This is a genomic window from Streptomyces sp. NBC_00193 (genome assembly GCF_026342735.1).
GTDB lineage: Bacteria > Actinomycetota > Actinomycetes > Streptomycetales > Streptomycetaceae > Streptomyces > Streptomyces stoeckheimensis.
Map to the genome: position 1 here is coordinate 544,252 of NZ_JAPEMM010000002.1, position 17,945 is coordinate 562,196.

The following is a 17,945-nucleotide window of genomic DNA, read 5'->3' on the forward strand; positions in this document are numbered from 1 at the left end:
GGGGTACGCGGGGAGCAGCTCACGGGGGGAGGTAGTCGGGCGTGGCAGGGTGTTGTCCATGGGCGAATGGTTTCTGCAGGGCGGCAGTGGGGTGCGGTTCGACTGGGGGGCCGTGGGGGCGCAGCGGATCGTGGGGGAGGTCGCGTGTCTGGTGGTCGTCGACGTGTTGTCGTTCACGACCGCGGTGACGGTGGCGGTGGAGCGCGGGACGCGGGTGTTTCCGCATGCCTGGCGTGACGAGTCCGCGTCGGAGTTCGCGAAGGAGAAGGGTGCGCGACTCGCCGTCGGGCGGCGGGCGGCCACGCCGGCCTCGCCGTGGTCGCTGTCGCCGGCGGCGCTGCGGGAGGCTCCCTTCGTCCCCCGGCTGGTCCTGCCCTCCCCCAACGGGTCCGCCATCGCCGCCGCGGCCGCTGCCGCCGGGGCGACGGTGGTCGCGGGCTGTCTGCGCAACGCGACGGCCGTGGGCCGCGAGCTGACGCGTCGGGGCTACGGGACCACCGACCGGCCGGTCGCCGTCATCGCCTCGGGCGAGCGGTGGCCGGACGGGAGCCTGCGGCCCGGGCTGGAGGACCTGCTCGGGGCCGGAGCCGTCCTGGCGGCACTGCGGGCGTGCCGGCGCGGGCCGTTGTCGCCCGAGGCGGCTGCCACGGCCGACTGTTTCGAGGCGACCCCGGACGTGATCGCCGCGGTGGCCGGCAGTGCGTCCGGCCGGGAGCTCGTGAGCGGCGGGTTCGCCCGGGACGTGGACATCGCGACCGAGCTGGACGTGTGCGAGACCGTTCCGGTGCTTGAGGGCGGGGCGTTCACGGCCCGTTGACCCCGGCCGGGGCCGGGGGCGACGGGGCTACCAGCGGAGCGGGAGGCGGCTGACGCCGTGCATCAGGCTGCCCGGCAGCCAGGCCGGCGGGCCGGCCTCCGGGTCCTCGGCCAGATCGGGGAAGCGTTCGAGGAGGGAGCGGATGGCGATGCGGCCCTCCATGCGCGCCAGCGGGGCGCCGATGCAGAAGTGGAGTCCGTGGCCGAAGGCCAGGTGGCCCTGCGGGGCGCGGCCGATGTCGAACACCCCGGGGTCCGCGAAACGGGCGGGGTCGCGGTCGGCTCCGCCCAGGGAGACGAACACGGTGGCCCCGGCCGGGATGGTGGTGCCGCCCACGTCGAGGGGTTCGCGGGCGTAGCGGTACGTGGTGTGCTGCACGGGGCCGTCGTAGCGGAGCATCTCCTCGACCGCTCCGTCGATCAGCCCGTTCAAGTCGTCGCGCAGAGCGGCCAGTTGTTCGGGGTGGGCGAGCAGGGCCCGTACGCCGTTGGAGATGAGGTTCACGGTGGTCTCGTGGCCCGCGATGAGCAGCAGGAAGGCCATGCCGATGACCTCGTCGGAGGACAGGGAATCGCCGTCCTCGTCGCTGGTGCGGATCAGCGCACTCAGCAGGTCCTCGCCGGGATCCTTGGACTTGTCCCCGATGAGCTGTACGAGGTAGGTCCCCATCTCCCGGTTCGCGGTGCTGTTCGACTCGGCCGAGGTCGGGGAGACGATCTCGTTGGACCAGTACCGGAACCTGGCCCGGTCCAGGTCGGGGACGCCGAGCAGCTCGCAGATGACGGTCATCGGGAGCGGGAACGCCAGCGCGTCGATCAGGTCGCCGCCGCGCTCCGGCCGGGCGGCCATCGCGTCGAGCAGCCCGTCGGCGATCTCCTGGATGCGCGCGCGCATGCCCTCCATCCGGCGCGCGGTGAACTCCCGCGAGACCAGGCGCCGCAGCCGGGTGTGGTGGGGCGGGTCGGATTCCAGCATGTTGGAGTTGACGGCGCTGAGCTGGGCGTCCGGGAAGTTGCCCGCCGTGCGCCAGTCCTTGGACAGGGCCGGGTGGTTGAGCGCGCGGCGCGCTTCCTCGTGCCCGACGATCATCCAGCTCGGTTCGACCTCGCCGGGGGCGAGGATGATCCGGTGGACGGGCCCCGCCGCACGCATCCTCTCGTAGAACGCATACGGGTCGGCATCGAACTCTTCCGCGCTGGCACTGATGTCCACTACTGGCATCGGACCACGGTACGCCCCCTGTTGGAGGCCGGTGAGGGCGGTTTCCGGACACTCCGGGGCAAGACCCCGATCACGGTAGTCTGCGCCCTTCGCCATACGAAAGAGGGGGACGGCCATGACCACCGCAAGCGAGGTAGTCCGGACGACGGTTGAGGTCGTCACTCGGGACGGCACCGCCGATGCCTATCTGGTCCGGCCCGACGGCGAAGGACCGTACCCCGGCGTGCTGCTGTACGTGAACGCCCTCGGGATCCGTCCGCACATCAAGTCGGTGGCGGACCGGATCGCGGCGGCCGGCTACGTCGTTCTGATGCCCAACCTCTTCCACCGCCACGGACGCGCACCGGTGTTCGAGCTTCCGGAGTTCGTGGACTTCGGCCGGCAGCCGGAGCTCTTCGAACGGGTCGGCCCGGTCCTCGAGTCGCTGACCGCCGAGCTGGCGATGCGCGACGCCGAGGCCTATCTGGAGCGGCTCGCGGGCCTTCCGGAGGTCGCCGCCGGGCCGGTGGCGATCACGGGGTACTGCCTGGGCGCCCGGCTGGCCCTGCTCACGGCGGGGACGTACCCGGAACGGGTGGCGGCCGCGGCCGGTTTCCACGGCGGGTTCCTGGCCACGGACGCGGCGGACAGCCCGCACCTGGTGGCGCACCGGGTCACCGCCGAGCTGTACTTCGGGCACGCGGACCAGGACCCGACGCTGCCGGCCGAGGAGATCGAGCGGCTGGGGAAGGCCCTCTCGGCGGCGGGCGTCCGCCACCGGGCCGAGGTGTACGAGGGGGCGGCGCACGGCTACACCCTGGCCGACACGAGTTCCTACGACGCGGCCGCGGACGAGCGGCACTGGTCCGCGCTGTTCGCGCTGCTGGACCGGACGTTCTGAGCACGGCGGGCCCAGCGTGCTGCCGGGCCCGCGGCGCTACGGATCTGCGGTGCTACGGGGCTGCGTTGCGGCGAGGCCGCATTGCTACGGGGCTGCGGGGCCGCGTTGCTACGGAGCCAAGGAGCTACGCGGCTCCGGTCACCCGCACTGGCCGGACCGGGGTCCGACGACGGTGGTTCCGGTGACGCGCGGCGCCGGTTCGTTGGCCTCGCAGCGCAGCGGTCCGACAATCCGTCCGTCCGTGAACTCGACGCCTCCGGTGTTGGCTTCCAGGGTGACCGGACCGTTGATGGCGTTGCCGGCGCAGACGGGGGCCGCCCCCGCGTCCGCGGCGGAGCCGATCACCACGGAACCGCTGGTGTGGCGTACGCCGACCGGGCCGGCCAGTGTGGATCCGCAGAGGGACACGGCGAGCGCCCCGTCGGCGGAGAACGGACCGGTGACGCTGCCGTCCGATACGGACAGCGCGCCGCCGGGCCGGACGGTGAGCGGACCGCTCTGGCTTCCGCCGGAGGCGATGCAGAGCGATTCCCCGGCCGCCACGGCCAGCGGTCCGCGGTGGTCGGTCGTGATGCAGGGCCGGCTGAATCCGACGGTGATGTCGGTCGGTTCACCGGTGGAGCTGCCCGTGTGGTCGGCGTCCGGGGCGTAGGAGGCGCTGATCCGGTGGGCGCCGGGGCGCAGGGCGCTGGTGCTGAAGCGGGCCTGTCCCCCGTCGAGCGCGACGGTGGCGAGCGGGGTGGTCCCCTCCGAGAAGGTGACGGTGCCGCCCGGGGCGGCGGCCGGGTTCTCGGAGCCCGTCACGGTCGCGGTCAGGGCGACGGCGTGCCCGAACAGCGGGGTGGCGGTGTCCGTGGTGAGGGTGGTTGACGTCCCGTAGCGGAAGGAGACGACGGCCTTGCCGTCTCCGTGCTGGACGCCCGGCTCCAGGAAGGCCTCGGAGACGCCGGCCTCGGCCGGGGCCGCGTAGCCGCTGCCGCCACCGCCGCCCGCTCCGTAGAGGTTGCCGGGGTTGCCGCCGCCGGAGCCGCCGCCACCGCCGCGCCAGCCGCCGCCACCGCCTCCGCCGCCGTTGCCTCCGCGGCCGCCGTTGCCTCCGGAGCCGGGGTTGGGCCGGCCGGTGTGCTGGTCGATGTCGCTGCCGTTGCCTCCCCCTGCGCCGATCGGGTTGGTGCGGGTGCCGGTGCCGTGCTGGGTCTGGGTTCCGCCGGTGCCCCCGGCGCCGGATCCCTCGGGGCCGCCGCCCTGGCCGCCGTTCTCGCCGGCGGGCCCGCCGCCGTTGCCGCCGCGCAGCAGGGGGCCGCCGTTGCCGGCGCCTCCCCGGGTGATCTGGACGGTCTGGCCGGGGGTCACGGCCAGGACCGCGTGGGTCCGGCCGCCGAGGCCGCCGGGTGCGCCCTCGTTCGGCGGGTTCGGGGAGACGAAGCCGGCGGCGCTGCCGCCTTCGGCTCCGTACAGGTCGACGGTGAGGGCGCTGACCCCGGCGGGCACGGTGAAGACGTCCGTGCCCGCGGTGGCGTACGTACAGGTGGGCGGCGAGCTGGTGAAGGCGCCCGCCGGGCCGCAGGGGCCGGACGGCGCGGCCGCCGGGTCGGCGGCCGCGGTGAGGGGTGCCACCAGGGCGGCGAGGAGGCCGGCCGTGCCGAGGACCAGTGCGGTCCGGGAGACGGGGTGGGCGGCGGGGTCGGCGGCGGGGGCGGGTCTGTGTGAAGTCATGGTCCTGATCGGGGTGGTGGTGGAGGGACGGGGTAGGCCCTACCGCTCAGACGCCGTCGTCGGCGCACAGCGCCCAGGCGTCGGTGTAGGTGTTGGGGGAGCTTCCGCCGCCCGTGTGGGTGAAGGCCGTCCAGTGGGAGGCCGTGGTGGTCCCGTCGCCGACCGGGGTGCCGCCGGAGTTGCTGGGGTAGCTGCCGTTGAGGTGGTCGCCCGGCGAGCCCGGTCCGGTGAAGGCGGTGGTCGTCACGCTGCCGCCGCTGATGGCCGCGCCACCGCTGATCAGCTTGCCGTCGTTGCCGCCGCAGCCGACCGTCGCGGTCTGGCCCGACGTGGCCGCGGTCGGGCCGCTGACCTCGCTGTGGCGCACCTTGACCGTGGCGCCGCTGATGTCGATGTTGTTGCCGCTGCAGATCGCGTAGGCGTAGGTCGTGTTGCCGGTGCCGCCACCGCCGCCGTTCCAGCCGACGGCGGTCCAGGAGTCGGGGTTCGTCTCGCCGTCGGCCGCCGCCTTCTGGCCGTAGGCGTGTCCGGCGTCGTTGAAGGTGGGGAAGGAGGCGATCGGCTTCAGGCTGCCGACGTCCGCCGGGGTGATCCGGGCCCCGCCGCCGAGCAGGCGGGTGTTGGCCGGGCAGGTGGCGGTGACGAGGCCCACCGTGGAGGCCGCGGTGGGGCCGGCGACCTTGTTCATCACCACCTGGGTGTGGTTGATCAGGTTGCTGGTGAAGCACACCGCGTAAGGCGTGCTGGAGAACGAGGCGTTGACCGCGCCCCCGCTGCCGCCGATGCCGAGCCAGTGCGTCACGTCGGTGCCGACGACACCCGTGGACCCGAGGTACTCGGTGGTGCCGTCGGGGCTGGGCGAGGTGCCGTTCACCTTGTTGCCGTTGGACGAAGTCCCGGTGCCGATGGCCTGGTTGATCCCGCCACCGGACATGAGCCCCGAGGAGCAGTCCGCGTGGGTGGAGATCTCGGCGAAGGTCGCCGCGGGTCCGGAGGTGGCCCCCGGAGTCTTCACCGTCACGCCGACGGTGTAGGCGTAGGCCGATCCCGGCACCAGAAGGGCCAGGAGGGTGCCGATGACCAGTGACTTTCCTGCGACGGCGCGCCGCAGAACTGTCTTTGGCATGTAGTTTTCTCCCTCATCCAGAGTTGCGCATGCGGACTGTAAAAGTCCTTTTCATACGCATCTACAGCGAGAACGAGCTGTCTCACCTAGCAGATAAGTGGTTTGGTAAGGCCGGTCCGTCCGCCTGCACCTTTCAGCTCTCCTGAAAGGAATCATCGAAAACAATCGATGGACCTGAGCAGTCCTGGCGGGCGAGAGTCGAGACATCCCCCAAGCCCCAACGCCCTTTCTCCACAACGGAAAGCAGGCTTCCGCGCATGCAGCTCCCGACCACCGACTTCGCCGCCGCGCCCTACGTGTCGGGCGACCCGCACGCCGACTACCGGGGCGGCACCTTCGACTTCTCCCACCTGACCGACCTCGCCGACAGGCGGCTCGGCGCGGGGGTCGTCGCCGCCAACGACGAGTTCTTCGCGGAGCGGGAGAACCTCCTGCTGCGCACCCCGGCCGTCTTCGACGTGCACGACCACGGCAACAAGGGCAAGGTGATGGACGGTTGGGAGACCCGGCGGCGGCGCGGGGCGGGCGCGGACGAGCCGTTCCCCACGGACTCCGATCACGACTGGGCGCTGATCCGCCTCGGCTCCCCCGGCATCATCCGCGGGATCGTCGTCGACACCGCACACTTCCGGGGCAACCACCCGCAGCAGATCAGCGTGTGGGCGGCCGCCTTCGAAGGGACGCCCTCGACGGCCGAACTCCTCGACCGGACGGACGCCTGGGAGGAGATCGTCCCCCGCACCCCGGTGTACGGCCACGCCGCGAACGGGTTCGCGGTCGGCTCCGGGCGCCGCTGGACGCACCTGCGGATCAATCAGCACCCCGACGGGGGCATCGCGCGCCTGCGGGTCCACGGTGAGGTGCTGCCCGACCCGGAATGGCTGGCCCTGCTCGGCACGGTGGACGTGGCCTGCGTGGTCAACGGCGGGGTCGTGGAGGAGGCCTCGGACGGCTTCTACTCCTCCCCCGGGAACACGATCATGCCGGGGCTGTCGCAGAAGCAGGACGACGGCTGGGAGACGCGCCGGCGCCGCGACAAGGGCAACGACTGGATCGCGTACCGGCTGGCCGGGCAGTGCGAGATCCGCGCGGTGGAGGTGGACACCGCGAACTTGAAGGGGAACTCGGCCGGCTGGGTGTCACTGTCCGTCAAGGACGGCGTGGACGGCGCGTGGACGCAGGTCCTCCCGCGCACCCGGCTGGAGCCCGACAGCCCGCACCGGTTGCCGCTCGCCGCGCCGGTCCTGGCCTCGCACGCCCGGATCGACGTCTACCCGGACGGCGGATTCGCCCGCCTGCGCCTGCACGGCCGCCTCACCGACGCCGGGGCCACTGCCCTCACCGCCCGCGCGGCGCGGGCGGCGAGGGCGGCGGGGGCAGCGGGGGCAGCGGGGGCAGCGGGGGCGGCGGGGGCAGCGGGGGCGGCGGGGGCAGCGACGACGACGCCCTGACCACAGAAAAGGGCGGCGGCCCCGGCATACCGCCGGGGCCGCCGCCCTGAAGAACGGGACTACTCGACCACGAGCTCCACGGGGATGTTGCCGCGCGTGGCCCGGGAGTAGGGGCAGACCTCGTGGGCCTGCTTGACCAGCAGGGTGCCGGTCTCGCCCATCAGGGCCTCGGGGAGTTCCACCCGCAGGACGACGGCCAGCCCGAAGCCCGCACCGTCCTTGCCGATGGAGACCTCCGAGGTCACCGAGATCTCGCTGGTGTCGACCTTGGCCTGGCGGCCGACCAGCCCGAGGGCGCTGGCGAAGCAGGCGGCGTACCCGGCTGCGAAGAGCTGCTCCGGGTTGGTGCCCAGACCGCTGCCACCGAGGGCCGGCGGCATGGCCAGCGCCAGGTCGATCTGACCGTCGGAGCTGACGGCGCGGCCTTCGCGGCCGTTGGCGGTGGCGACAGCGGTGTAGATCGCGTCCATCTCGGGGGTTCCTCTCAAGGGGCGGAGGCGGGGCCGCCGACCGGTGACCTCGCTCCATCAATATGGCACACAATTCAGTTGTGCACAACTGAATTGCCGACAGGGCACCCCGGGTACACTGGCCCCCATGACCGAGCAATCGACCGACGCCCTCCCCGACCAGGACTTCCTGCGCCTCGACGGCCAGATCTGCTTCGCGCTCGGCGCGGCGAACCGGGCCTTCGGCGGGCTGTACCGGGTCGTCCTGAAGGACCTCGGGCTCACCTACCCCCAGTACCTGGTGATGCTGGTGCTGTGGGAGCACGGAGAGCTGCCGGTCAAACAGCTCGGACAGCACCTGCGGCTCGATTCGGGCACGCTCTCGCCCCTCCTCAAGCGGCTGGAGGCGGCCGGCCTGATCGTGCGCGAGCGCAGCGCCGCCGACGAACGGTCCGTGCACGTACGCCCCACCGAGGCCGGTACGGCCCTGCGCGCGCGAGCCGTCGAGGTGCCCCGGCGCATCGCCGCCGCGACCGGCTTCGAACTCTCCGAGGTCAAGGACCTTCAGGACCGCCTGCGGCGGCTCACCGCCGCCCTCGACGCGGCGGTTCCGCCGGAGTAGGACGCGGCCGTTCCACCGGAGCAGGGCGTACGGCCCGCGCGGCGGAGGCTCCGTGCGGGCGCCACAGCGGGTGCTCGCGCCGAGCCCAGTCGGCGGCCACCGAGCCCGTGCGCATGCCGCGCCGGGCCTCCGGATCGCCGACGGCCATCATGACGTGGCCCACGACGGCCACGGTCATCGCGAGGGCCAGCCAGTCGTGGACGAAGGTGGCCCCGGTCCGCCAAGGCAGCGGGGCCAGGTCGGTGAACCACATCAGCAGACCGGTGCCCAGCATCACGAGGGCGGCCCCGGCGCTCCAGCTCGCGTAGAGCTTCTGCCCGGCGTTGAACTTGCCGGCCGGGCGCACGCCCGGCCGGCGGTCGCGGCGCAGGGCGGAGCGCAGCCAGGTGCGGTCGTGCGGGCCGAAGCGGTTCAGCCGGCGCAGGTCCCCGCGGAAGGCCCGGGAGCCGAGCCCGAGCAGGACGGGGACCGGGATCAGCAGTCCGGACCACTCGTGGACGGTGACCACGAGGTGGCGGCGGCCGACGAGTTCGGCGAGGGGCGGCAGGTAGAGGCAGGCCGCGCTCGCCAGGCACACGACCGTCAGGGTGGCGGTGGCCAGGTGGACCAGCCGTACGGCGGGGCTGAACCGGCCCACGCGGGCGGGCTGCTCGGCCGGGGGTTCAGACGGTCGGGGCATCGTCGCGTCCGTTCGACTTGCCGACCCAGGCGTCGACGTCGTAGCCGAGTTTCTCCCAGTAGCCGGGCTGCACGTCCGGGGTGAGCGTGATGCCCGACAGCCATTTCGCCGACTTGTAGAAGTACATGGGGGCCGCGTAGAGGCGGACCGGGCCGCCGTGCGCGTGGCTCAGCGGCTTGTCCTGCATGTTCAGGGCCACCATGACGTCCTCGCGGCGGGCCTGCGGGAGCGTGAGGCTCTCGGTGTAGGTGCCGTCGAAGCAGGTGAACCGGATCGCGCGGGCCTCGGGGCGCACCCCGGCCGCGTCCAGCAGCCGGAAGAGCGGGACGCCCTCGAAGGGGGTCTCGGGGACCCGCCAGCCCGTCACGCACTGGACGTCGCGGACGATCCGGGTCTGCGGCAGGGCGCGCAGTGCGTCGAGGGTGTACGTGACCGGGCGCTCGACCAGGCCGTCGACGGTCAGCCGGTAGTCGGCCGGGCCGCGTTCGGGGACCGAGGAGGCGACCGAGTAGTACCGGAACCCGCCGCCGCCCGGCAGCAGTCCGGTCAGCCCGGTGGGGTCCTTGCTCGCGGCCGCGCCCAGCACGGCATCGAACCCCGACTGGAGCTTCGGCGCGAGGGCCAGACCGAGGGCGCCGAGCCCCACCATGCCGAGGACCAGCCGCCGCCCCACGGGGACACCGCGGCCGTCGGGGTCGGGGGCGGGGGCGGAATCGGGGTCGAGGTCGAGGTCGGGGTCCGGGCCTGGCTGCTGGTCTGTGCTCACGTGCCGATTCGACCACCCGCGGCACCCCGGCGGCCAGGGTCCGCGCCCGCCCGTCAGACTTCCGTAAGACGCACCCACGCGCGCAGCCCACTCACGCGCCCGCTCCCGTACAGCCGTCCGGCCGGTCCCGCACTCGGCGGGACCGGCCGGACTGCGGGGGCCCGACTACGCCCCGCTGGCCTTGAGCATGTCCTCGCGCTCGACGAGCTTCACGCGCTCGCGGCCCTGCGGCTCGCCCAGCGCCTTCTCCGCGGCGTCGAGCTTGTACCAGCCCTCCCACGTCGTGAAGCGGACCTCCTTCTGCGCGAGGAAGGTCTCGACCGCCTCCGGCTCGGGAGCGGCGGGCGTCAGCAGGTTGCCGGCCGCGTGGTCGGCGAGCAGGCTGGCGACCGTCTCGTTCGCGTCACCCTTGGTGTGGCCGATCAGGCCGATGGGCCCGCGGCGGATCCAGCCGGTGACGTACGTGGACGCCAGGTGCGCGCCGGCCTCGATGACGCGGCCGGCCTCGTCCGGAACCGTGCCGGAGTCGACGTCCCAGGGCAGCTTGGGCAGCTCGTCGGAGAGGTAGCCGACGGCGCGGTACACGGACTGGACGTCCCAGTCGGTGAACGTGCCGGTGCCCTTGACGTTGCCGGTGCCGTCGAGCTCGGTGCGCTCGGTGCGCAGGCCCACGACCTTGCCGTCCTCGCCGAGGACCTCGGTGGGCGACTCGAAGAAGTGCAGGAAGAGCTTGTGCGGGCGCTCCCCTATGTCGCGGATCGCCCAGTTCTCCAGGGTCTTGGCGACCATGTCGGTCTGCTTGTTCTTGCGGCGCTCGGCGATCGAGCCCTCGTCGTACTCGATGTCCTCGGGGTTGACGATGACCTCGATGTTCGGCGAGTGGTCGAGCTCGCGCAGCTCCATCGGGCTGAACTTGGCCTGCGCGGGGCCGCGACGGCCGAAGACGTGGACCTCGAGGGCCTTGTTGGCCTTGAGGCCGTCGTAGACGTTCGCCGGTATCTCGGTCGACAGCAGCTCGTCGGCGGTCTTGGCGAGGATCCGGGCCACGTCGAGGGCGACGTTGCCGACGCCGAGGACGGCGACCTTCTCGGCCTCCAGCGGCCAGGTGCGCGGCACGTCGGGGTGGCCGTCGTACCAGGAGACGAAGTCGGCGGCGCCGTAGGAGCCGTCGAGCTCGACACCGGGGATGGTGAGCGCGCGGTCCGCGGTGGCGCCGGTGGAGAAGATCACGGCGTCGTAGAAGGAGCGCAGCTCGTCCAGGCTGATGTCGTTCGGGTAGTCGACGTTGCCGAAGAGGCGGACCTGCGGCTTGTCGAGCACCTGGTGCAGGGCGGTGATGATGCCCTTGATGCGGGGGTGGTCGGGAGCGACGCCGTAGCGGATCAGACCGAAGGGGGCCGGCATCCGTTCGAAGATGTCGATGGACACACCCGGCTCGGCGGCCGCCTCGGACTTCAGCAGGGCGTCGGCGGCGTAGATGCCGGCGGGGCCGGCACCGACGATTGCTACCCGCAGGGGGCGAGGCATGGCTGGGTTCCCTTCGAACGACGGATACTCGATCAAGAAGAACCCTAAGCTAAGGGCAGCCTAACCCGGCACCCACCCCCTGGTTATGCCCCTATAACCAAACCTTATGACTTCCCCAAGCCTTGGTTGGGGTCGGCGTGATCCTTGCGGGCCGTGAGCTGCCCCTGGAGGAAAGCGTCCATATCGGGAGAGTACGGACCGCCGTGGTCGAAGAGCAGCTCCGTGATGCGCCGCCATTCCGCGACGGCGGCACGGGTGGCGGCGTCGGCGTTCTCCAGGTCGCCCGCGGTCTCCACGGCGGCGCGTCGTCGGTCACGGCGGTTCTGCCTCTGCTTCCTGTCGGGGGACGGCCCGGGGTCACCAGGGCTCGGTGACGGTCACCGGGAACTCCTCGCGCGTACGAACCGTGACGGTGCCCGCATCCGTGCCCCCGTACACCTCGTGCCGCCAGGCCGCGAAGACCCGTACCACCCTGCGGGCGTCGTCGCCTCGGCCCTTGCCCACCGCGCGGGTGGTGAAGGTCACCTCCGCGAGGCCCTTCCCCCGCACCTTGCGGACGCGGACCTCGGAGATGCCGTCCGCGGAGACGAACGTGTCCTCCTCGGTACGGTGCTTCGCGTAATAGGCGACGAAGTCCCGCCTCATGTCGAACCAGCCGGCCGCGCCGCAGGGGCCCGCGCCATTGGTGGCGGCGCCGTTGGTGGCGGCGCCGGGTCCGGAGGTGCCGTCCGTGGGCGGGTCGGGCGCGCCGGTGTCCTGATCGGTGGGCGGACCGGCGTAGCCGCCCGTCTCCTCGTCCGTCGGCGGGCCGGCGTAGGCGCCCGTCTCCTCGTCCGTCGGCGGGCCCGCGTATCCGCCCGTCTGCTCCTCCGTCGGGATGTCGGGCGCGACGGTGGCCCCGGCCGCGCCGGCGTCCGTACCCGTCGTCCCGTCCAGGTCGCAGCGCTCCGGACCGGGCGCCGCCACGGGAGCGGCGGGCCCGGCCGCCTCCCCCGCCCGTACGGTGCCGCAGGCCGCGAGTCCGGCGCACAGGAGTACGGCCAGCCCGGCGAAGGCCGTCCGCCCGCTCCGGGATACCGCAGTCTTCGTCATGTCATCTCCCCCTTCTGCCCGTGTAGAGGGCTCCGCGCTCGGTGCGGTTGCCTCCCGGGCCGCCGTTCCCGCAGGCCAGGGAGCCTGGTATTGCTGTGCCGCATGACGCACCCCCCGACTCCCACGACTCCCCCGATCCCCCTCGCGGCGCGGCCCGTCCTCTTCCTCGACGTGGACGGACCCCTCATCCCGTTCGGGTCCGCGCAGGGCTACCCGGTCTACGAGTCCCCCGGTGCGCCGGCCGAAGCCGACGGGCACCCCCTCCTCCCGGCCCGGCCCTCCTGCACCGCGTCGACCCCCGGGTCGGCCTCGGCGACGGCGACTTCGCCGTCCTGGAGGCGTGGCTGCGCGCCCACGCCGGCTGAGCACGGGCGGCTGCGGGCTGGCCCTGCGCCGGAGCCGGGCGGCGGCCGCCCCCGCCCGCCACCCGGCGTACGCCCGGGGAGCGTTCGCCGCCCGGCGTGCCAACGGGGCCCGGCTTCGGGCCCCGTCCGGCATGGGTAGGCTTCCCGCGACACAGTGTGCGGCGGGGTTCGGGGTGGGGTCATGGGGCGTCAGATGCGTGTGCCCGGTGCGGTACTGGCGGCCGTGCTGCTGCTGGCCGTCGCCGGTTGTTCCGGAGCGGGGAGCGGATCCGGGGCGGATCCGGGCGACGATCCGAGGCCGGGCGGCGCCGCACCCGCCACGTCATCCGCTCCCGCCGACGGGAAGCCCCCCTCCGGCGACGTGCTCCCCGGCATGGTCGGCGTCTCCGTGGCCCGTACCCAGCTGGCCGCGCTGAAGGTGGCGCCGCCGGGAACCATGTCCGGCTACAGCCGGGACAAGTTCACGCACTGGGCGGAGCAGGGCGACAAGTGCGACACCCGCGAGGTCATCCTGCAGCGGGACGGTGCGAACGTCGCCCGGGACTCGCAGTGCAAGGCCGTGTCCGGCACGTGGAAGAGCCTGTACGACGAGGTGGTGGTCACCGAGGCCTCGAAGATGGACATCGACCACATGGTGCCCCTCGCCGAAGGCTGGCGCTCCGGCGCGGCCGGCTGGGACGCCGCGAAGCGCAAGGCCTTCGCGAACGATCTGACCCGCCCTCAACTGCTCGCGGTGACCGCCTCCTCGAACCGTTCGAAGGGCGACCAGAGTCCCGACCAGTGGCAGCCGCCGTCGAAGGCGGCCTGGTGCCAGTACGGGCGGGCCTGGACCACGGTCAAGTCCGCGTACGGGCTGACCGTCACCGACCCCGAGAAGAAGATGCTCTCCACCATGCTGGACACCTGCGCGGCCGCCTGACGCCGCTCACCCCGGGGCCCTTCCCCCCGGGGTCCTTCCCCTCGGAACCCTTCATCCCAGGACGGCGATGCCCAGCGGACGCGATCCCGCCGCGAGCCGGCGGCTGCTCCCGCTGTCGAGGTCCACGACCGTGATGCCGTTCCAGTAGCCGTCCCGGGTGTAGCCCCCGGTGACGTAGGCCGTCCGCCCGTCCCGGGACACGGCCACGTCCTCGTGCGGCCCCTCCAGCGGGTACACCCGCTCCGAGCCGTCCGGGGAACGGACCGTGAGGGAGGGCCCCTTGCCCTTGCCCGGTTCCACCGCCCCCGTGCCGACCACCAGCAGCCGGCCGTCCGCCGTGACCGCGGCCCCGTGCTGATGGGTGTCGGCGGTCATCTCCTCCACCGTGGTGCGGCCCGTCCGCGGATCCACCACCGCGAGCCGCTCGCCCTCGAAGGGCAGCAGGAGCATCCCGTCCGCCGGCCGTACGACGGCGTAGTGCGGTTTCAGCCAGGAACCGAGGCCGCCCTCCGTCCCGTACGGGGCCACCTCGATGCGGCGCGGCGGCCCCGATGCTGCGCCTTCACCGGTTCCGCCGGCTCCGACGGGCACGACGGTGACGTCGAAGGAGTCGTGGCCGGTGACGTACACCTCCGAGCCGTCGCGCGAGACGTCCACGTCGAAGGGGCGGCGGCCCACCGGGACCACCGCCGTGACCTCGGCCTTCGCCGTGTCGACGACCTCCAGGACGCCGGTGGTCCCGGGCACGTTGACCCCGACGTACGCGTGCGCGCCGTCGGGCGAGAGCGCGATGCCCATGCCGCCGCCCCGGTACTCGCCGCCGGTCGCGGGCCCGGTGCCGGTGGTGCGGTACGGGATCAGGGCCTGCCGGGTGCGCGTCCGCGTGTCCACGACGGCGACCCCCTCGGCCGTGGCCACCCAGGCCCGGCCGTCCGCGCCGACCACCAGGCCGTACGGGGCCCTGCCGACCGGCACCGAGCCGACCGCGCCGCGCTCCGGGTCCACGAAGGTGACGGAATCGGCCCCGAAGTCGGCGACCAGCAGGGTGCCGGCCGGGGTGGTCGCGGCCGTCGGCAGCGGAGAGGCCGCGGGGGCGGCGGCCGGGGGCGCGTCGGGGGTGGAGCAGGCCCCCAGCAGCAGTGCTCCGGCGAGGACCGCGAGGGCGGTACGGGTTCCCCGTACGCGGCGGCGCGGGTGCGGGCGGTCGTGCTGCGGCATGGGCGTGGCCCCTCTCGGTTCCGGGGGCGGGGCCGGTGGTGCGCCCGCTCCCCCGTACCCATCCTCACCTCGCGCGGCCGCCCGACCGCTCGGCCCGGCGGCCGACAGCGGGGTCAGCCGATCGGTCGATGCGGGGGCGCGCACGGGTGGGGCGAAGGGGGTAACGGGGCGGGGCGGGCGGCTCAGCCCTCGTACTCCGTCAGGTCGATGCCGTGGAGGTTGAGGAGCGCGCCGGTCTGCGGGTGGTTGATGTCCTTCTCGGCGGTCATGCCCAGCTTGCGGATCACGTTCTCGGACTCGTCGTTGCCCGCCCGGTTCACGGCGACGACCCGGTCGAGGCCCCGGTCCTGGAGGGCGAACTCCAGGGTGGCGTGCGCGGCCTCGGAACCGTAGCCCTGGCCCCAGTAGGAACGCCCGAGCCGCCAGGTGATCTCGGCCGCCGGCAGGACCTCGGGCAGCCACCACGGCATGGAGAGGCCCACGGCTCCGATCAGCTCGCCGGAGGCCAGCAGCTCCACGGCGAAGATCCCGAAGCCCTCCTCGTCCCACTCGTCCTCCCACCGCTCGATGGTCTCGGCGGTCTCCTCCAGGTCGAGGGTCTCGCCGTCGCCGATCCAGCGCATCACCTCGGGGTCGGCGTTGATCTCCGACAGGGGGACGAGGTCGTCCTCGGACCAGCGGCGGAGGAGGAGGCGGGGGGTACGGATCTCGGTCATGGCTCCCATCCTGCCGAACGCGCCGGACATCGGGTAATCGGGTCCCCCGCAGCGCCGTCGCACGGCCGCCGCAGCACCGTCGGAGGGCCGTCGCACGGCCGCCACCAGGGCTTCGTAGGGGCGCCACCACGCCCGGCTAGAGCCCCGGACCCGCCTGCCCGGCCGCCGGGTCCCCCGCCGGGTCCCCCTCCCGATCCCCCGCCGGGACGGTGATCGCGTCGAGCTGCGTCCGCAGGTAGACGTGCGAGTCGACCGGCTCGTGCACGATCCGCCCCAGGGGCGCCGGGAGGGACTCCACCCGGGTGTGCGGGTCGCACTCGTAGAAGTAGACCAGCGAGATCAGCTCCTCGGCGGGCGCGTCGGCGGGCGGCGGCAGGACCCGGTGGCGGCCGGCCCGCCACCGGTCGCCCGTCCAGCGCGCCATCAGGTCGCCGATGTTCACGGTGAGCGCGGCCGGATCGTACGGGGCGTCCTGCCAGCCCTCGGCGTCGGTGTGGATCTGGAGTCCGCCGGTGCCCAACTGGCGGTCCAGGACGGTGACGGTGCCGAAGTCGGTGTGCGCGCCGATGCGGAACTGGCCGGGCAGCGGCGGCCCGACGATCTCGGTGCCGGGGTACCAGTTGACGTTGAACCCCCAGGTGGGGTGGCCGGTGTGGCGGGTGAAATGGTCCGCGCCCAGGCCCAGGGCGGTGGCCAGCAGCTCCAGCAGCTCGTCGGAGAGCGCCCGCATCGCGGCCAGGTACTCCGTCACCAGCCCGCGGAGCGCGGGCACTTCGGCCGGCCAGGCGTTCGGCCGGAACCACTCGGCGTCCACCGAGGCGATCCCGGTCGGCTCCTCCGCCGCCCAGGACCACGACTCCTTGAGGTCCGGCGGGGAGGCCGCGCCCTCCGCGTAACTGTTGGCCTCGGCGCCCGGGCCGAGCCAGCCGCGGCCGCCGACCGCCACGGCGTACGGGGCCTTGACGGCGGCCGGGAGCCGGAAGAAGGTCCGCGCCGCCTCCCGGATCCGCCGGGGCAGCTCCGGGTCCACCCCGTGCCCGGCCACCAGCAGGAAGCCGGCCGTCCGCAGCGCTTCGTCGACGCGGGCGGCCACGAGGCGGCGTGCCTCGGGCCCGCCGGTGCGCCACGGGCCGAGATCGATCAACGGGACCTGGGAACTCACCATGCGCGACCTGCTTTCCGAGCCGGGGGCGCGGCGGGAACCCAGGGCCTGCCCGGTCTCCGCTCAGCCCCGTAGGACGTACCGGACCAGGCCCTCCCCGGTACCGGCCTCGGTGAAACCGGCCCGCCGCAGCACCGCCCGGGAGGATGTGTTGTCCTCGTCCGTCGTGGCCTCCAGCCGGGTGACGCCCGGGTGCCCGAAGGCCCAGGCCGACAGCGCCTTCAGCGTCTCGGTGGCGTAGCCGTTGCCCCGTGCAGAGGGGACCAGGTCGTAGCCGAGCTCGGTGCGGCCGTCCGCGTCCGGGGCGGCGTGGAAGCCCATGCCTCCGATGGCCTTGCGGTCGCTCGCGCGGACGATGACGTACGGTCCCCAGCCCGCCCGGTACGTGCCCGCTTCGCGCGCCCTCGTCACGATCCCGCCGGCGTCCCGGGTGTCGTCGGACGGTCCGTCCTCGACCCAGACGAACCCGCCGTTGCCGCCCGCCTGCAGGTCGGCCGCGATCGCCGGGGACATGGGGAAGAGCAGGACGCGCTCGGCCTCGACGGGTTCGGCGTACCAGCGCCAGGCCGTCAGGCGGGCCAGGCCGGGGAGTTCGCCCCGGCCCGTGGCCCAGAGCAGGGTCCGCCAAGGCTCGTGGTCGCGCGGGGCGTGCGGGAAGAGCCGGTCCAGGACCCGCTCGGCCAGTGCGGGGTCCGGCTCCCAGTCGTGGACGCCGAGTCCGTCGAGGATGTCGTGGGTGTGCAGCAGGGTCTCGACGACGCCCATCGCCGCGAAGCCGTCCGCGCCCGCGTCCCCGTACGGGTGCCAGGCGCGGGCACCGGGTGCGGCGACGGCCACGGCGGCCGACAGGAATCCGCCGGAGGCCTCGATCATGTCGACCAGTCCGGCCGGACCGGTCCCCTCGTCGGGCAGGATCCGCAGGGGGACGTACCCCTCGGTGGCGCGGACCGTGAGCTGGGCGGCGTAGGCGGTGAAGTCCTCGGCCACGTGGACGGCGGTGTCGTGGCAGCTCCACTCCAGGCCGGCGGCCGGCACGTCCCAGTCCAGGTGCGCCACCTCCCGCAGCGCCCGGGTGGTGAGCGACACCGCTGTATCGATGTCCTTGGAATTCATGATCGTCATAGGCGGCACCCTAGGTGCCCGTCCGGGTGCCGCCAAGGGGATATCCGTGCCGCACGGCCGGTGGTCCCGGTGGCGCGCCTGCGGGCCAGGGCCGGGG

At 73.5% G+C, this 17,945-nt stretch carries 18 protein-coding genes; 5 read left to right on the top strand and 13 right to left on the bottom strand.

Annotated features, from left to right (window positions below):
* Positions 1-58: 58 nt before the first annotated feature.
* Entirely contained in the window at positions 59-817 is a 759-nt protein-coding gene (locus tag OG898_RS30570) for a 2-phosphosulfolactate phosphatase (protein ID WP_266961330.1), read from the top strand.
* A gap of 27 nt (positions 818-844) precedes the next feature.
* Here OG898_RS30570 and OG898_RS30575 read toward each other — a convergent pair whose 3' ends face one another.
* The gene (locus tag OG898_RS30575; protein WP_266961332.1) at positions 845-2,038 is read right to left on the bottom strand and encodes a cytochrome P450; all 1,194 of its coding nucleotides are present in this window, start codon (positions 2,036-2,038) and stop codon (positions 845-847) included.
* A gap of 115 nt (positions 2,039-2,153) precedes the next feature.
* On the opposite strand from OG898_RS30575, the gene OG898_RS30580 reads away from it, so the two are divergent.
* A complete protein-coding gene (locus OG898_RS30580) occupies positions 2,154-2,918 on the top strand; it encodes a dienelactone hydrolase family protein (protein WP_250741568.1) in 765 nt (254 codons plus the stop codon).
* Positions 2,919-3,056: 138 nt separating this feature from the next.
* On the opposite strand, the gene OG898_RS30585 is transcribed toward OG898_RS30580, so the two are convergent.
* On the bottom strand, positions 3,057-4,634 hold the full coding sequence (locus OG898_RS30585) for an Ig-like domain-containing protein (protein ID WP_266961334.1): 1,578 nt from the start codon (positions 4,632-4,634) through the stop codon (positions 3,057-3,059).
* A gap of 46 nt (positions 4,635-4,680) precedes the next feature.
* Positions 4,681-5,760 carry a hypothetical protein gene (locus OG898_RS30590; protein ID WP_266961336.1) on the bottom strand — a complete coding sequence of 360 codons (1,080 nt, stop codon included), beginning with the start codon at positions 5,758-5,760 and terminating at the stop codon, positions 4,681-4,683.
* Between the two features lie 257 nt (positions 5,761-6,017).
* Between OG898_RS30590 and alc the strand changes: the two genes are divergently transcribed.
* A complete protein-coding gene (alc, locus tag OG898_RS30595) occupies positions 6,018-7,211 on the top strand; it encodes an allantoicase (RefSeq protein ID WP_266961338.1) in 1,194 nt (397 codons plus the stop codon).
* A 59-nt stretch (positions 7,212-7,270) separates the two neighbouring features.
* Here alc and OG898_RS30600 read toward each other — a convergent pair whose 3' ends face one another.
* Positions 7,271-7,681 (bottom strand): organic hydroperoxide resistance protein, encoded by a 411-nt coding sequence (locus tag OG898_RS30600; RefSeq protein ID WP_250741571.1) that lies wholly within the window; start codon positions 7,679-7,681, stop codon positions 7,271-7,273.
* A 127-nt stretch (positions 7,682-7,808) separates the two neighbouring features.
* Here OG898_RS30600 and OG898_RS30605 point away from each other — a divergent pair, with 127 nt between their 5' ends.
* Positions 7,809-8,282 (top strand): MarR family winged helix-turn-helix transcriptional regulator, encoded by a 474-nt coding sequence (locus OG898_RS30605; RefSeq protein WP_250741572.1) that lies wholly within the window; start codon positions 7,809-7,811, stop codon positions 8,280-8,282.
* Here the strand turns inward: OG898_RS30605 and OG898_RS30610 are convergent.
* The 5 genes from OG898_RS30610 to OG898_RS30630 all read right to left on the bottom strand — a co-directional run bounded on the left by OG898_RS30610 (position 8,245) and on the right by OG898_RS30630 (position 12,346).
* Positions 8,245-8,961, bottom strand: coding sequence for a cytochrome b/b6 domain-containing protein (locus tag OG898_RS30610; protein ID WP_266961341.1), 717 nt, complete (start codon positions 8,959-8,961; stop codon positions 8,245-8,247). The genes OG898_RS30605 and OG898_RS30610 overlap by 38 nt on opposite strands.
* A complete protein-coding gene (locus OG898_RS30615; RefSeq protein ID WP_250741707.1) occupies positions 8,945-9,634 on the bottom strand; it encodes a molybdopterin-dependent oxidoreductase in 690 nt (229 codons plus the stop codon). The genes OG898_RS30610 and OG898_RS30615 overlap by 17 nt, the downstream gene beginning before the upstream one ends.
* Before the next feature lie 258 nt (positions 9,635-9,892).
* On the bottom strand, positions 9,893-11,254 hold the full coding sequence (locus OG898_RS30620; protein ID WP_250741574.1) for an FAD-dependent oxidoreductase: 1,362 nt from the start codon (positions 11,252-11,254) through the stop codon (positions 9,893-9,895).
* Positions 11,255-11,358: 104 nt separating this feature from the next.
* Positions 11,359-11,550, bottom strand: coding sequence for a hypothetical protein (locus OG898_RS30625; protein WP_266961344.1), 192 nt, complete (start codon positions 11,548-11,550; stop codon positions 11,359-11,361).
* Positions 11,551-11,611: 61 nt separating this feature from the next.
* Entirely contained in the window at positions 11,612-12,346 is a 735-nt protein-coding gene (locus OG898_RS30630) for a hypothetical protein (RefSeq protein WP_266961346.1), read from the bottom strand.
* A 546-nt stretch (positions 12,347-12,892) separates the two neighbouring features.
* Between OG898_RS30630 and OG898_RS30635 the strand changes: the two genes are divergently transcribed.
* Positions 12,893-13,630 (top strand): HNH endonuclease family protein, encoded by a 738-nt coding sequence (locus OG898_RS30635; protein WP_250741577.1) that lies wholly within the window; start codon positions 12,893-12,895, stop codon positions 13,628-13,630.
* A gap of 51 nt (positions 13,631-13,681) precedes the next feature.
* On the opposite strand, the gene OG898_RS30640 is transcribed toward OG898_RS30635, so the two are convergent.
* From OG898_RS30640 to OG898_RS30655, 4 genes are all read right to left on the bottom strand, one after another.
* Complete coding sequence (locus OG898_RS30640) at positions 13,682-14,848, bottom strand: hypothetical protein (RefSeq protein WP_250741578.1); 1,167 nt, start codon at positions 14,846-14,848, stop codon at positions 13,682-13,684.
* A 182-nt stretch (positions 14,849-15,030) separates the two neighbouring features.
* Positions 15,031-15,564: a GNAT family N-acetyltransferase gene (locus OG898_RS30645; RefSeq protein ID WP_250741579.1), complete on the bottom strand. Its 534-nt coding sequence runs from the start codon at positions 15,562-15,564 to the stop codon at positions 15,031-15,033.
* Between the two features lie 136 nt (positions 15,565-15,700).
* The gene (locus OG898_RS30650; RefSeq protein WP_266961349.1) at positions 15,701-16,729 is read right to left on the bottom strand and encodes an isopenicillin N synthase family oxygenase; all 1,029 of its coding nucleotides are present in this window, start codon (positions 16,727-16,729) and stop codon (positions 15,701-15,703) included.
* Positions 16,730-16,789: 60 nt separating this feature from the next.
* Positions 16,790-17,848 (bottom strand): GNAT family N-acetyltransferase, encoded by a 1,059-nt coding sequence (locus tag OG898_RS30655; protein ID WP_266961351.1) that lies wholly within the window; start codon positions 17,846-17,848, stop codon positions 16,790-16,792.
* Positions 17,849-17,945: the final 97 nt, after the last annotated feature.